A 14,969-nucleotide genomic window follows, 5' to 3' on the forward strand; every position below is an offset into this window, starting at 1 on the left:
GCCTGGGCGCGAAGGTGGGCAGGGTATTCAAAGGGCGGGGCGGGGAGAGTCGGGCGTAGAGGCATGCCGGATATAGTGCGGCATCAACTGGCTGAAAGGGTTGCCGCCGGTCGGTCCAGTCTCGCGGCAGTCGATAGTGATCAGGCTTGCGGGGCCGACTTTAATGCGCTGATCGCCGTGGGAGAGGGGGCATGATACCTTTGCGCGCAATGTGGCTAATTGGCATCAGGGAGTGATGGAATGGAATACAACACGGCACTGCTGGTCGCTGCCGGGCTTAACCTGCTGGTGGCGCTGATGCATATCGGGGTCATCATCAAAGGGCCGTCCTGGTATCACCTGTTTGGCGCGGGCGAGCGCTTTGTACGTGCAGCCAAGGCCGGTCGCCGCTTCCCGGCGGTGGTGACGGCGGGGATTGCCCTGGTGCTCGCCGCGTGGTCGGCCTATGCGCTGTCCGGCGCCGGAGTGATCGACCCCTTGCCCCTGCTGCGCCCTGCGTTGTGCGTAATCACCCTGGTGTATCTGTTGCGTGGTCTGCTGGGCCCGTTCGTGTTGGCCGGCACGGGTCGTAGTACGCGCTTTATCATGATCAGCTCGGGGATTTGCGTGGTGTACGGGCTGGTGCACCTGGTGGGGTTGGCGCAGGTGTGGAATACCCTGGCCTAGGGCTGGCAACGCGTGCGCTATCGCAGCCTCGGCCAGTTTTGCTGTACGGGCAACCAGGGCATCTCGGTGGTTGATTCTCGTCAACTCCATGCAGCACTATTCTTGCGCTTTTCAGGACCGACGGGCGCAAGTGTGTAGATGCCGTCACCATTTCCAGGGGAAAACCAATGAAGTACCTGCGCACCTTGAATGCCGCAATGGAACGCTTTGTGAGGCGGTTTACCCGCACGCAGTTCCTGTGCGCTGCCATTGCGTTCACCGCGCTCAACTTCTTATTGGACTACACCGTTGCTTCATATACCTCCCTCTACCTGTCCATGCTCAGCGGTTGGCTGTTTGCCATGGGCTTTGTGAAGTTCCCGCCTCAGCCATGATGTGTCTATTTGATCAATACCTGGAGCGATGGGACCTGACCGTCGATGGCGATGCATTCGCCTCGCGCAACGGCAATCTATTGCCTGTTCGCCAGGACGGTGTGCCGGCCATGCTCAAGGTCTCCCAAGTGGCCGAGGAGCAAGCCGGCAGCGTGCTGATGGCCTGGTGGGACGGTGACGGTGCAGCGCCGGTGCTGGCCCATGACGGGGAGGCCTTGCTGATGGCGCGTGCGCTGGGCTCGGCTTCGCTTATACAGATGGCCAACGGCGGTCGCGATGAAGAGGCCACGCGCATCCTTTGTGGCGTGGCCGCGCGCCTGCATGCGCCACGGGCCAAGCCGATTCCCGCGCTGGTTCCCCTGGCGCGGTGGTTCGAAGCGCTATGGCCGGGGGCGGCGAGGCACGGCGGGATCCTTGCGCAGTGCGCCAGCACCGCCCGCGATCTGCTGGCGGCGCCCCAGGATGTCGCGGTACTGCATGGCGATATCCACCATGGCAATGTCCTGGATTTTGCCGCGGCTGGCTGGCTGGCTATCGACCCCAAGGGCCTCTACGGCGAGCGCGGCTTTGATTACGCCAACCTCTTCTGCAACCCCGATCAAAGCGCCCTGGCTCCCGAGTGCTTTGCGCGGCGGATCGAAGTGGTCGCCAAAGCCTCTGGAATCGAGCGGCGTAGGCTCCTGCAATGGGTGCTCGCCTGGGCAGGTTTGTCGTCGACCTGGATGCTCGAAGACGGTGAAGAGCCGGGAATCACCCTCGGGGTGGCGCACCTGGCGGCGGCGGCACTGGGCGGTGATTATCGTCAGGCTTAGTTGCACATAACAGAAAGGTAATCTTTAAGCTACCTTGGTGAAAGGGTCGGTTAGTTAATCTCAAGTCTGGAAAAATGACTTGAGAGATAAATCTGATGAACCTGTTGAAACTAAGTATTGCTGCATTGGCGTTGTCATTATCCACGGTCGCGTTCGCCACAAACGGCGGTGATCGTGGGTATGAGAAGTTGATGAGCGATAACCAGAAAGCCATGGCTGCTTATGCGCTAAAACAAGGTAAGGAACAACCCCAGGTCCAGGACTATCGCTATGGCATGAAACTGGACATCGCCAAGGTGGTCAACGTGACCCCTAAGATCAGCTCCTGCGACATCGTCCCGTCGCGCATGACTTACGAGGACTCGAGCGGCAAGCTCAACACTATCGAATATCAAGTCATGGGGCAGTGCCGTAATAATGGCCGCTGAAAGGTTGCCCTATGACTGCGCAGGCACCGTTGATTGACCGCGAGCTGGCGCAGCGTTTTCTGACATGCGCACGCTGTGCCAGCTTTCGCCAGGCTGCCCGTAGCCTGAATATCCGTACTGCAGAACTGCGCAAGCAACTGGCCCAGTTGGAGGGGCGGCTGGGTAGCCCGCTGTTTGTATTACGAGAAAATGCCCTACGCCTGACCCTCAAGGGGCAGCGCCTGCAAGCGCTGCTGATAGCGCGGTTTGGCGATGTTCAACCACAAGTGGGCGCCGTGCCTCAACCGCTGTTGCGTCTGGCCGTGGAAGACTCCCTCATGCACGACCTGCTGGCGCGTGAGGTGCTGGATTTTATGCGCAAGCACCCGGCAATGCAGTTGGAAGTCATCCCGCTGACGGGCGAGCCAACACGCCAGGCGGATGTCATGGTGTGGTTGGCGGATGCTGACCGTCCTCGTCCAGCGCCGGGGTTTGCCATGACCACGCCGCAACGTCTGGCGCGCATTGACTTCAGCCCGCATATGGCCAAGCGTTACTGTCGCGGCAACCGTTTGCCGACGCAAATTGCGCACTTGTCCGACTTTATGCTGGTGCAAGGCCGTACGAATGCGCCGGTTGCGGCGTTTGCACCCTGGAACCGCCTGGTCAAACAGCGCCAGCGCGCAGTGGCCCAGGTGCATTCCCAGGCGTGGGTGCAGGAGTGGGTCAGGCACAGTGCCTGTGTCGGTTTGTTACCGGACTACATCGGCCATTTGGATAAAAACCTGCTGGCCCTGACCCCCTTGTTTGGTGAGCCTATGGAACGGCTGGCATGGCTGTCCACGGCGCCCTTGACCGCTGAGCAACCCCATGTGCAAGCGCTGGTGGCGTTGATTCACAAAGTGTTCGAAGAACGGCGTGACTGGTTTGAAAGAGTCATCTAAGTTGGTATTGGTTTTAACCATTCTGAAATATTCGATGTGAATGCCTGTGTAACTTGTAATTCCCTTGTTTATAAGGTCCTTGTCGCGGTTAAAGGGCAAGAAATATCCATGGTCACAAAACTGTCTTGTGAATAAATCCAAAATGTCATTTGGTCTTTGGAAACTCCCCGTCGCCAAGTAATACTTAACGATAGTGAGGGGAAGTTGATGTCGATTAGTTATTCAAAGTGCGTTCGGTTAACTCAATTCAGCCTGGCGGTGGCGGGGAGCGTATTGGCCATTTCGGCGCAGGCAGGCACGGTAACCACCGATGGCGCCGATATTGTGCTCAAAACCAAGGGCGGCCTGGAAGTGGCCACTGCCGACAAAGAGTTCAGCTTCAAGCTGGGCGGGCGTATCCAGGCCGATTACGCCCGGTTTGATGATTACTACACCCGTAACGGCAACACGGCGGACGCCGCGTATTTTCGGCGTGCCTATCTGGAGTTTGGCGGCACGGTCTACAAGGACTGGAAATACCAGATCAACTACGACCTGTCCCGTAACGTGGGCAATGACAGCGCAGGTTACTTCGACGAAGGCAGCGTGACCTACACCGGGTTCAATCCGTTGAATGTAAAAGTAGGGCGTTTCTACACCGATTTTGGCTTGGAGAAAGCCACCAGTTCCAAATGGGTCACGGCCCTGGAGCGTAACCTTTCCTACGATGTGGCCGAGTGGGTCAACGACAACGTCGGCATGGGCGTACAGGCCAACGGCGTGGTGGGACAGATGGCCTATTTGTCCGGCAGTGTGTTCAGCGAAAACAACAACGACACTGACGGCGACAGCGTCAAGCGCTACAACCTGCGCGGCGTGTTTGCGCCACTGCACGAATCCGGCAATGTGTTGCACGTAGGGCTGCAATACGCCTACCGAGACCTCAAGGACGCCGCCATCGACACGCGCATCCGCTCACGCATGGGCATGCGTGGCGTCGAGACCAACGGCGGCAACAGTGCCGGCACCAATGGCACCCGCTCGGTATTTGGCGGGAGTGCGGCCCAGCAAGGCTTATGGCAGGACGACTCGGTGTGGGGCCTGGAAGGTGCTTGGGCGCTGGATGCGTTCTCGGTGCAGGGTGAGTACTTGCGACGGACCCTCAAGGCCGATGCAGCACAGAGTGACATCAAGGCCAGCGGCTACTACGCACAACTGGCCTATACCCTGACCGGCGAGCCTCGCATCTACAAACTCGATGGCGCCAAGTTCGACTCCATCAAACCGCAAAACAAACAAATCGGCGCCTGGGAGGTGTTCTACCGCTACGACGCGTTTACCGTCGAAGACGATAATGTCGTGGTCAGCACCAATGTGCGCCAGGTAGGTGACAGCCAGGGCAAGGCGCATACCCTGGGCGTCAACTGGTACGCCAATGAGGCGGTCAAGGTCAGCGCCAACTACGTCAAGGCCCGCACGGACAACGTCAGCAACACCCTGGGTGATGACACCGGTGATGGGGTGGTGATGCGCCTGCAATACGCTTTCTAAGCCACAGGTTCCGAAATCAGATGAGCCAGGGCGAGTCGGCGATACTGTCGATTGGTCCGCCGTCATCCCCTGTAGGAGCGGGCTTGCTCGAGAGGGCGGTGGTTCAGTCACCATTGTCGGCGGCTGACCCACCGCTATCGTTGGCAAGCCAGCTCCTACATTTGTTGTGTAGCGCAATCAGTCAATCCGCGGATGCTGTTGCGCCAGGTTCTGGCGCTTGGCTTCCAGCTCGGCGATCTGTTCGTCGAGGTCTTCGATCTTCTGTTCGATATTGTCGTGATGCTCCTGCAACAGCTCCCGTGCCTCTTCCATGTCCGACGCTGCCGGGGCCGCGCCGCGCAGGGGTTTGTTGGCGGTTTCCTTCATGGTCAGGCCGGTGACCAGGCCCACCACGGCAATGACCATCAGGTAGTACGCAGGCATGTACAGGTCGTTGGTACTTTCCACCAGCCAGGCCACGGCGGTCGGGGTCAGGCCGGCGATCAGTACCGAGATGTTGAACGCACTGGCCAGGGCGCTGTAGCGGATGTGGGTGGGGAACATCGCGGGCAGGGTGGACGCCATCACGCCGATAAAAAAGTTCAGCACCACCGCCAGCATCAGCAAGCCTGCGAAGATCAGCCCGAGCTTGCCGCTGTTGATCAGCATAAAGGCCGGAATAGCCAGGGCCAGCAGGCCGATACTGCCGGCGATGATAAAGGGCCGGCGCCCGACCTTGTCGCTGATAAAGCCGATCATGGGTTGCACGAACAGCATGCCGACCATGATCGCGATGATGATCAGCACCCCGTGGTTTTCGCTGTAGTGCAAGTTGTGCGTCAGGTAGCTGGGCATGTAGGTGAGCAGCATGTAATAGGTGACGTTGGTCACGGCCACCACGCCGACACAGGTCAGCAGGCTGCGCCAATGCTGAGTGGCGACCTCCTTGAACGATACGCGCGGGCCACGTGCCAGGCCTTCGCGGTCGCCCTGTTCAAGCTTTTCAACATGCTGTTGGAAGGCTGGGGTTTCTTCCAGGGCGTGGCGCAGGTACAAGCCGATCATGCCCAGGGGCAGGGCTAGGAAGAACGGCAGGCGCCAGCCCCACTCCTGGAACTGTTCTTCACCCAGCACGCTGGAGATCGCCACCACTACGCCCGCACCGAGCACAAAGCCTGCGATGGAGCCGAAGTCCAGCCAACTGCCGAGGAAGCCGCGCTTGCGGTCGGGGGCGTATTCGGCGACGAAGATCGAGGCCCCGGTGTATTCACCACCCACCGAGAAGCCTTGGGCCATCTTGGCCAACAGCAACAGGATCGGGGCCCAGATGCCAATCGAGGCATAGGACGGAATCAGGCCGATGGCAAAGGTGCTGATGGACATGATCACGATGGTGGCCGCGAGGACTTTCTGCCGCCCGTACTTATCCCCCAGCGCACCAAAGAACAGGCCACCCAGTGGGCGGATCAGGAACGGCACGGAAAAGGTCGCCAGCGCCGCAATCATCTGCACGCCAGGGTCGGCGCCGGGGAAGAACACCTTGCCCAGCACATAAGCCACGAAGCCATACACCCCGAAGTCGAACCACTCCATGGCATTGCCCAGTGCTGCGGCGGTGATCGCCTTGCGCATCTTGGCGTCGTCGACAATGGTGATGTCTTTCAACCCGATTGGGCTGACACTTTTCTTGCGTGATTTCATACAGGTCACTCTGTCACTGAACGGTGTCGATGCCATTGTTTTAATGGCATGGTCTACTCGGTCAGATACATGAGGACACGAAATAATTCACCGCTTAATGTTTTTTTTCCTGTAGGCGCCGGCTTGCCGGCGATGTTCGTCAACGCTGACGCAGCACAACTGCCCTGATACCCGCCGCACAGCGCTCCGTTCTGGGTCGCCCACCCCGCAGACAAGGGTGCTTTTAGTCCCAATCCTATTTGCTTCTTTTTTGCCACTGATAAGCTTTTTTCCTGGAAAAGTATCGGGAAATTCTTGTCATGATCGTAAATGCCGCCGTACCCAACGAGTTCAACGCCCTACGCGTTATCACGTTGGCAACCGACGCCACCTGTGCCAATTGGCTGTCCGGCGCGTTGAGCAGTATGGGCGTTACAGCGCTGGCCAACGCTAAATCCTTGAGCGACGTAGAGGCCTGGCTGGTCGACCAGCCGGTGGACGTCATCTTCTGCGAAATTCGTCCGGGGTCTGATGATGGGCTGATGCTGCCAAGCCTGCTCAAGGGGCTGCACGAAGCCGGCGCCGTGGCGCAGTTGCCGAGCATCTTCTGGACCGGTGAAGCCACCTTGAATGCGCAGGTGCGTGCTGTGGAAGAGGGCGGCGTGGCTTCCCTGCATGGCGGCACCCAGCAGCGCTGGATCAAGCACATGGGCGGGGTCGCCATCAGTGCGTTGGAGTCCCATGCCCGATTGGCCCGCGCCGCCGGGATTCTGGTGGAGATCCTGCGCGAAGGCGCAACCCTGGAACTGGGTGATGCCTTGCGAGCCGTGATGCTGACCCGCGCGAAACCGGACCCGCAGTTGCACATGACCACATTCGACGCCTTGGCCGAGGATGAAGTGATCAATGCGCTGACCACGGGGGAGGGCTTGCGCTTTGTGTTCCAGCCACAATTCGAGCTGTTGAGCCGGCGTGTAGTGGGAGCCGAGGCATTGGTGCGCTGGAAGCACCCGCGCTTTGGTGAAATCCCGCCGTCGGTGCTGATGCCGTTGGTTAACCGACTGGGCCTGGACCTGTTGCTGTTCAGCCTGGTGGAAATGTGGAGCATCCGGGCGATGCTGGCCCTCAAGCGTGAAAACATTCTGATCCCCATCGCGGTGAATGCCTCGGCAAAAACCATTTGCACCCCATATTTTGCCGACCGCCTCGCCACACGGATGCAGCAGGCCGAATTGCCAAACCACTTGCTGAAAATCGAGCTTACCGAGGACGTACCCGAACCGGACGAACTGCATCTTTCCGCATCGCTGACGGCAATCCGCGCCAAGGGTTTCCAGGTGTCCCTGGATGATTTTGGTACCGGCGCGGCCACGTTGAACCTGTTGGCGAACCTGTCGTTCGATGAAATGAAAATCGACGGCTCATTCGTGCGTGCCGTAGAGCAGCACTCGTCATCACGCAAGGTGATTGCGGGCATCGTCAGTTGGGCCGGCCTGCTGAATCTGAACCTGGTGGCCGAGGGCATTGAGGATGAGTCCACGATCCCTCTGCTGCATCGCCTGGGCTGCCGCGTCGGGCAGGGTTATGCGCTGGCGCGGCCGATGGAAATCGAGGCCTTTTTGAGCTTCCTGATTGAGCGGGGGAAACACCCGTAAACATACTTCTGTCCGTCTGGCTCTGGGAGGAGGCGGTTTTTAGGAGTGCTCTTATTTCAATTGTTTCGTCATGGCTTTAAATTTCCATCATCGATTTTATTAAATTGTATGCCGCTGGAGTTAACTGCTCTGCCCATTCGATAACCACTGCTGGATGTCTTGAATCTCAAAAAGTCGACTACTTGCCTGGCAACTTAAAGTTTGCCGGTGGGTGTTGTATTGCCTGATCGAAAGTTCGCCTGTTTGTTTTTAATGTGCGATGGCTCAGTTGCACGGATGGAATTGATGTTGTAGGTCCGTCTTCCCTGACGGCAACTTACCAATGATGAGATAGCGTTATTTTTCATCTTTTTGCTCGTTATACAGAGTGTCCTGTGATCTATGAAACGCTTACAAATTGCTTTGCTGGATGATCATGCAATCGTGCGACATGGCCTGGTCAATCGATTGCTGCAGGAACCTGATTTTGAAGTGGTCGGTGTCTACGCCCGTACGCGTGAACTATTGGCAGGGCTGGCCAAGGACCCGGCGCAGGTGCTGTTACTGGACTATGTCCTGGGGCCCAGCGAGTTGGATGGCGTGTTACTGATTCGAGCGTTACGGGTGAAGTTTCCACAATGCCGCATCCTGGTGTTCTCTACGCACCATGACGCCGCCACCGTGATCCTGGCCTTGCGTGCCGGTGCCCGGGGATTTCTCGGCAAGGGTGAAGATATGGGTCAGTTGGTCGACGCCGTCCGGTTGGTGGCGTCGGGGGCGGTTTACCTGAGCCCGGACATGGCCTACAGGGTTGCCGAAGCCACTGCGGTCAACTATGACGGCGAGGCGCGCAATCGCGAGGACGCGTTGCGCTTTGTCAGTCTGTCTGCCCGTGAGCAAGAAGTGATTCGCTGTTATCTGACGGGCATGACCATCACCGAAATTGCTGAGAAATTCAGCCGTAGCATCAAGACCATCAGCTCCCAAAAGGCTTCGGCTTTTCGCAAGTTGGGTGTGATATCGAACAACGAGCTATTCAAGATCAAGCACCTCATTGAAGGTATCTGAACCTGGCGGGTTGGCGCCGTGTCATTTGCCGCTTGTTGCATATACTGTTCTATCGTTGGGTATCCCTGTTTTCGGCAGCGCGGCTTGCGCTGGGTTGAGTGGGCTCGATCATAATGAAATCTATACGTATTGCTTTGTTGGATGATCACGCGGTTGTTCGACATGGGCTGGCCAATACCCTGGCGGCCGAGGCGAACTTTGAAGTAGTAGGCATTTATGAGCGCAGCCGCGACCTGATCGCCGGTCTCGCCACGGCGCCTGCAGACTTGCTGCTACTGGATTTCTCCCTGAGTCCCGAGGAGTTGGACGGCGTCTCATTGATCCGTGCCTTGCGAGTCAAGTTTCCCGCTAGCCACATCCTTGTGTTGTCCACCCATCACGACCCGGCGACCGTGGGCCTGGCCATGCGTGTCGGAGCCCGCGGGTTTGTCGGCAAGGGTGAGGACATGGACCAGTTGGTCAAGGCCATCCGCAAAGTGGCATCGGGGGCGGTGTACCTGAGTCCCGACATGACCTATCGCCTGGCCGAAACCGTCACCAGTGATACCCGCAAAGGCTCTGACGAAGTGCCGGACGCCCTGATCCTGGCGGAGTTGACCAGTCGCGAGCAGGAGGTCATTCGTTGTTACCTGGCGGGCATGACCATCACTGAAATTGCCGAGAAGTTCAATCGCAGCATCAAGACCATCAGCACCCAGAAAACCTCGGCGTTTCGCAAGCTGGGGGTTACGTCGAACAACGAACTGTTCAAGCTCAACAAAATCATTGGCTCGCCATGAGGCGGTGGTGGTTGGGGGGCTTGTTGTTGTGGTCGCTTGGAGGGACCGTCTTCGCTGCTGGCCCGGTTCAACTGAGCGAGCAGGAGCAGCGCTGGATACAGCAGCATCCGGTGTTGCGGGTGGGCGTGGTCGAAGACCTGATACCTTTTGAGTACATGCGTGATGGCACCCTGCAGGGACGCTCAGTGCATTACCTGCAATTGGTGACCGATGCCACCGGCCTTGAATTCACCTATGTTCCGGGAAAGACCATTGAGATACGCGAGCAAATGCTCCTCGATGGCCAGGTGGATCTGCTGTCCTCTTACTTGCGTTTCAGGTCTGAGCCGGCCACCAAGGGCCTTGCCTTGCTGACCTACCAGACCACCTCGCCGATCATCGTGACGCGTTTCGAAGGCCCGGATATTTTCGACCTCGACCAACTGCATGGCAAAACCGTGATGGTTCCTGACGTGGATCATTACGAAGAGATCGTCGGAGCATCAGGAATCGAGGTCACGCTGATCAAAAGCAAATCGGCCCTGGAGATGCTGACCCGCGTCCAGGACGGCAGTGCTGACGCGGCCGTTGCCACGGAAACCTTCCTGATGCCTTATCTGTACCGCCAGTTCCAGGGCATCCTGGAGGCTTCAGGTGTGGTCGGCAGCCAGATGCTGGATGTCAGCATGGCGGTTCGCTCGGACCAGGCACTGCTGCATTCGATCCTCGAAAAAGTCCTGGGCTCGATCACTGCCGAGCAACGCAATGACATGTACGACCACTGGTATCACGAGCTGGATCTGGATGTTCCAACCCTGCTTGCCATCTCCAGCCACTACTGGCATGTCCTGATCATGGGGGCGTTGGTGCTGGCCAGCCTGTGTGTGCTGGTCTATCGCGGCCATCGCAGGCGGCGTCAGGCTGTGCGCAACGAGCAGGAAAAAACCATGTTCCTGGCGGTCATGGGCCATGAAATTCGTTCGCCTATGAATGCCGTGCTGGCGGCCATGGAGTTATTGGGGCACACCCGGCTCAATGAGCAGCAGCGCCACTTTGTGCACCTTGCCAATGGCGGCGCCAATGCGTTGGTGCGTTTGCTGGATAACGTGCTGGACACGCCAGGCTCGGGTGCGCGGGCGTTGCGCCTGAGCATTGAACCGACCGATGTGACGGCGCTGGTGCAGGGCGTAGTGGGCTTGCACCGCCTGCGCGCCCGGGAAAAGCACCTGAGCCTGAATGTGAGCATCCACACCGCGCTGCCCTTGCTGTTACTCGACAGCTCCCGCCTGACGCAGATTCTTCATAACCTGCTTTCCAATGCCATCAAGTTCACCGATGCCGGCGGTGTCGACATCAAGCTGTGCCTGTTGGCCCTACCGGCCGGTGGTCAACAGTTGCAAGTCAAGGTGCGCGATACCGGGATCGGTATCAGCGAAGCGGTACAGGCGTCGTTGTTCCGGCCATATGCCCAGGCCAGTCAATCCTACAAGCGCTCCGGTGGTACCGGGCTGGGCCTGGTGATCTGCCAGCAACTGGCGAACTTGATGCAGGGGTCGTTCACACTCAGCAGTGAGCCGGGGGTTGGCACGACCTTCATCCTCTGCGTGCCGGTAACGGTTGCCCCCCAGACTGCTGAACCACCGCAGATTCAGCATTCCGCGCCAGAGGCCGAGACGGGCGGCCTGCAAATCCTGGTCGTGGAAGACACCCTGGCCAACCAGGAAGTGCTGCGGGCGCAGATCGGCGGCTTTGGCTGCGAGGCGGTGATCGCCGCCGATGCCGCCCAGGCCCACAGCTTGTTCGCGCAGCAGGCCTACCAATTGATCCTGATGGACTGTGACCTGCCGGACCAGGACGGTTACAGCCTGGTTCGCGAACTGCGTGAGTTCGAGCGCGGCTTGGGGCGTCCACGCTGCCCAATCATTGCCATTTCTGCCCTGACCGGTGAACAGCACCTCAAACGTTGCATGGATGCTGGGATGGACGCCGCATTGAGCAAGCCGATACGCCTTGGGCAACTGCGCGAGGTGATCGAGCGCTGGTGCGACGTCACCCTGGCTGCACCCCGTGCGAGCCTGATGGCCCCACAGCTGGATCAGGCGGCGATCAATCGGGAGATGGCCAGTGACCTGGGGAGCCTGATCAAGGCCATAGCGCTCTGTGACCGCCCCAGCGCCGTCCACGTTGCCCATCGTCTGCACGGTGCTGCGCTGATTATGGAGTGGCTGGCCCTGGGGCAGAGTGCCGAGTATCTGGAGCGCCTGCTGCGTGCGCAGGAGGGCTGGGATAGCCCGGCCTACGCCCAGGCCCTGCGGGCGTTGGTTGAGCATTGGCGGGCCTTGGGCGGGGATGCTCCCCTGGAAGTGCTGCCGCCCGCGCGTGCCACGCGGGTGACCCAGCGATGAACGCCAAATTGCTACGCCTGCTGCTGATAGCGTTCGTGCTGGGAAACCTGGGCGTTGGGGTGCAGGCCGGCCCGACGCCGCTGGAGTTGACCCAGCAGGAGCGTGATTGGATTGCTGCCCATCCGGTGCTGCGTGTTGGCGTATTCGATAACTTGCTGCCTTTTGAATACATCAGCAATGGCCAACTCAGAGGGTTGTCAGCCAAATACCTGGGGTTGATTGCATCGCGCACGGGCCTGTATTTCGAACCCGTCACCACCACTACGCGCAGCGCCCGCAAGGACATGCTGATCAGCGGCGAAGTCGATATCTTGTCCACCCGGCGCCGGGACGATGACCCGGCAAAGGATCTCGGGCTGCGTTACACCACGCCCTACAACACCAGCTCGACCGTTATCGTCAGCCGTTTTGGCGATCAACCGTTTGCCGACTTGGAGCAACTCGCCGGCAAGCGGGTGGTGATGCTGGGGCGTGAGGAGGATTACATCGCTTTTTTGAAGCGTAAGGCCCCGGGGATAACCATTGTTTCTGCCCTGAATGCGCTGGACATGATGGCGATGGTCAAGGACGGCCGCACGGACGCGGCGATTGCTTCGGAATGGCTGCTGATTCCCTACCTGTCCCGCCAATATCATGGGGTACTGCAGATTTCTGGGGTGCTGCCGTTGCTGCATACCGGTGTGAGCATGGCAGTACGTGACAGCGATGTGCTCCTGCTGTCTATTTTGGACAAGGTGCTGGCTTCCATCAGCGGCGAAGAGCGCAAGGCGATCTATGACGCCTGGTTTGCGGATATGGACCTGGACATTCCTACCGTCAAGGCCATTGCCGAGCACTACCAAAGTGAGCTGTGGTTGCTGCTGGCCGTGGTGGCAGTGCTCGTCGGACTGGTCGTGCAAAGTCGCCTGCAACGGCGCCAGGCCATGAACAGCGAACGGGAGAAGGCGATGTTCCTGGCGGTCATCAGCCATGAAGTGCGTTCGCCGATGAACGCAGTGCTGGCCGCCGTGGAACTGCTGGAGCACACCCCGCTCGATGAGCAGCAGCGACATTTCACCGGCTTGGCCAATAGCGGCGCCAATACCTTGCTGCGGCTGGTGGATGATGTGTTGGATATCTCCAAGATGGAAGCCGGGCAACTGGCCCTCAATCTTGAACCGGTGGACCCATGGGCGCTGGTCTTGCGGGTAGTCGACGAGCATCGAACGCAAGCGCAGGAAAAGGGCATTGAGCTGCTCGTCACCGGCGAGCGTCCCGGCGAACCATTGTTGCTGGACGAACTGCGTCTGGCGCAGGTGCTGCGCAACCTGATCTGCAACGCCGTCAAGTTCACCGATGTGGGGCGGGTAGAGGTGCAGTTGCAACAGCTGGAAAAGCCTGCGGTCGAGGTGCGACAACTGGTGATCCGGGTCATCGATACGGGCATAGGCTTGTCCAAGCAGGCGCAAGCCTCGCTGTTCCGGCCGTATGCCCAGGCCAAGCAATCCTATCGGCGCACTGGCGGTACCGGCCTGGGCCTGGTGATCTGCCGGCGCCTGGTCAGGTTGATGCGCGGCAGGTTGGTGCTCAGCAGCTTGCAGGGGGTCGGTACCCAGGTCGAGGTGCGGTTGCCAGTTGAGCGGGCTGTTTCCCCGCAACTGCCGGCACCTGAGCCTGCGCCGAGCGCGGAATCGGCTAACGGTTTGCAGGTGTTGGTGGTGGACGACTCGCTACCCAGTCGGCAAGTGTTGCAGGCACAACTCGACAGCCTTGGTTGCGCGGTGCTGCTGGCGGCTGATGCCGACCAGGCGGTGGCGTTGTTCAGTGCGCACCGGGTCGATATGGTGCTGATCGACTGTGACTCGCCAGAGGGCGACGCCGAGCGCATGGTCAGCGCGTTTCGTGAGTCGCAGCTCCAACAGGAACGCTCATATTGCCCGATCATCGCGCTCTCGCAATTTAGCGGGAATGAATACCTGCAACGTTGTTTCGATGCCGGTATGGATGGTGTACTGAGCAAACCGCTCCAACAGGTCATGTTGCAGCAGATGATTGAACTCTGGTGCGAAGTAACCCCGGCGCCGCAAGTTGCAGAGTACCTGGAAACTCCAGGGTCGCCGGAGGCCGTGCGCCAGGAACTTAACAGCCTCATAGAACTACTTGCCCTGCGCGATCGCGGCATGGCGCTGGAGGCGCTACACAGGCTGCGCACTGCCGCGTTGGACGTCGGTTGGGAGGACTTCGCGGCCACGGCGCAGCGTATCGAAGTGCTGTTGCAGGACGAAGTGAACTGGCCAGCAGAAGCGGTTGCGGGTCATGCCCGTAGCCTGCTTGAGCACAGGGCCGGGCTTCCCTGCGGAGCCTAGGCAGGGTCGGGGCTTCACAGCAGGACAGGTTGCTCTGGGAATGATGCAATCGCCGCGAATTGCATGCCCTGCCGCAACATATGCCTCATCGCCTCGATAAAGCTCGATGGCGGCCACCGGATGTTCGCAGCTTCTCTATTGATAAACATTGCAGCGCCTGTTTTTAGGAGTGCTCCTATAGACGGGCTATTAATGTTTTTTTCATTAAGCAGTGCAGTGCAACAGTAAGTTTATAGTGGGTTTAATTGTTGGGAATTTACCGTGCTCAATTGTTTTTCAGAGCACTCCTATATTGAGTTCGATGTGGGCTCCCTAAACTTAGCCCCGCAACAGCACAGAAGCACTCCGATAAACGGAGGCTTTATAA

12 protein-coding genes are annotated in these 14,969 nt (G+C 59.0%); 11 read left to right on the forward strand and 1 reads right to left on the reverse strand.

Annotated features, from left to right (window positions below; all coding sequences use genetic code 11):
- The first annotated feature begins 240 nt into the window (after nucleotides 1-240).
- The 6 genes from ACO77H_RS12400 (at nucleotide 241) to ACO77H_RS12425 (ending at nucleotide 4,733) form a co-directional block, all read left to right on the forward strand.
- A complete protein-coding gene (locus ACO77H_RS12400) occupies nucleotides 241-666 on the forward strand; it encodes a hypothetical protein (RefSeq protein ID WP_170043080.1) in 426 nt (141 codons plus the stop codon).
- Nucleotides 667-833: 167 nt separating this feature from the next.
- A complete protein-coding gene (locus tag ACO77H_RS12405) occupies nucleotides 834-1,040 on the forward strand; it encodes a hypothetical protein (RefSeq protein ID WP_169954318.1) in 207 nt (68 codons plus the stop codon).
- Nucleotides 1,037-1,852 (forward strand): aminoglycoside phosphotransferase family protein, encoded by an 816-nt coding sequence (locus ACO77H_RS12410; RefSeq protein WP_432755600.1) that lies wholly within the window; start codon nucleotides 1,037-1,039, stop codon nucleotides 1,850-1,852. Before ACO77H_RS12405 ends, ACO77H_RS12410 begins: the two co-directional genes overlap by 4 nt.
- 95 nt (nucleotides 1,853-1,947) lie before the next feature.
- Complete coding sequence (locus ACO77H_RS12415; protein WP_432755601.1) at nucleotides 1,948-2,280, forward strand: DUF2790 domain-containing protein; 333 nt, start codon at nucleotides 1,948-1,950, stop codon at nucleotides 2,278-2,280.
- Nucleotides 2,281-2,291: 11 nt separating this feature from the next.
- Nucleotides 2,292-3,203 carry a LysR family transcriptional regulator gene (locus ACO77H_RS12420; protein ID WP_169954316.1) on the forward strand — a complete coding sequence of 304 codons (912 nt, stop codon included), beginning with the start codon at nucleotides 2,292-2,294 and terminating at the stop codon, nucleotides 3,201-3,203.
- 273 nt (nucleotides 3,204-3,476) lie between these two features.
- On the forward strand, nucleotides 3,477-4,733 hold the full coding sequence (locus ACO77H_RS12425) for an OprO/OprP family phosphate-selective porin (protein WP_432755602.1): 1,257 nt from the start codon (nucleotides 3,477-3,479) through the stop codon (nucleotides 4,731-4,733).
- A gap of 177 nt (nucleotides 4,734-4,910) precedes the next feature.
- Here the strand turns inward: ACO77H_RS12425 and proP are convergent, their stop codons facing one another.
- Nucleotides 4,911-6,413, reverse strand: coding sequence for a glycine betaine/L-proline transporter ProP (proP, locus tag ACO77H_RS12430; RefSeq protein WP_169954314.1), 1,503 nt, complete (start codon nucleotides 6,411-6,413; stop codon nucleotides 4,911-4,913).
- Nucleotides 6,414-6,712: 299 nt separating this feature from the next.
- On the opposite strand from proP, the gene ACO77H_RS12435 reads away from it, so the two are divergent.
- The 5 genes from ACO77H_RS12435 (at nucleotide 6,713) to ACO77H_RS12455 (ending at nucleotide 14,602) form a co-directional block, all read left to right on the forward strand.
- On the forward strand, nucleotides 6,713-8,047 hold the full coding sequence (locus tag ACO77H_RS12435; protein ID WP_432755603.1) for an EAL domain-containing protein: 1,335 nt from the start codon (nucleotides 6,713-6,715) through the stop codon (nucleotides 8,045-8,047).
- Nucleotides 8,048-8,428: 381 nt separating this feature from the next.
- A complete protein-coding gene (locus ACO77H_RS12440; protein WP_169954312.1) occupies nucleotides 8,429-9,094 on the forward strand; it encodes a response regulator transcription factor in 666 nt (221 codons plus the stop codon).
- A gap of 113 nt (nucleotides 9,095-9,207) precedes the next feature.
- Nucleotides 9,208-9,873 (forward strand): response regulator transcription factor, encoded by a 666-nt coding sequence (locus ACO77H_RS12445; protein ID WP_169954311.1) that lies wholly within the window; start codon nucleotides 9,208-9,210, stop codon nucleotides 9,871-9,873.
- A gap of 23 nt (nucleotides 9,874-9,896) precedes the next feature.
- Complete coding sequence (locus ACO77H_RS12450; protein WP_432755604.1) at nucleotides 9,897-12,257, forward strand: ATP-binding protein; 2,361 nt, start codon at nucleotides 9,897-9,899, stop codon at nucleotides 12,255-12,257.
- Nucleotides 12,254-14,602: an ATP-binding protein gene (locus ACO77H_RS12455; RefSeq protein ID WP_432755605.1), complete on the forward strand. Its 2,349-nt coding sequence runs from the start codon at nucleotides 12,254-12,256 to the stop codon at nucleotides 14,600-14,602. The genes ACO77H_RS12450 and ACO77H_RS12455 overlap by 4 nt, the downstream gene beginning before the upstream one ends.
- Nucleotides 14,603-14,969 lie beyond the last annotated feature (367 nt).

Source organism: Pseudomonas sp. WMBT8, assembly GCF_050916005.1.
Classification (GTDB): Bacteria; Pseudomonadota; Gammaproteobacteria; order Pseudomonadales; family Pseudomonadaceae; genus Aquipseudomonas.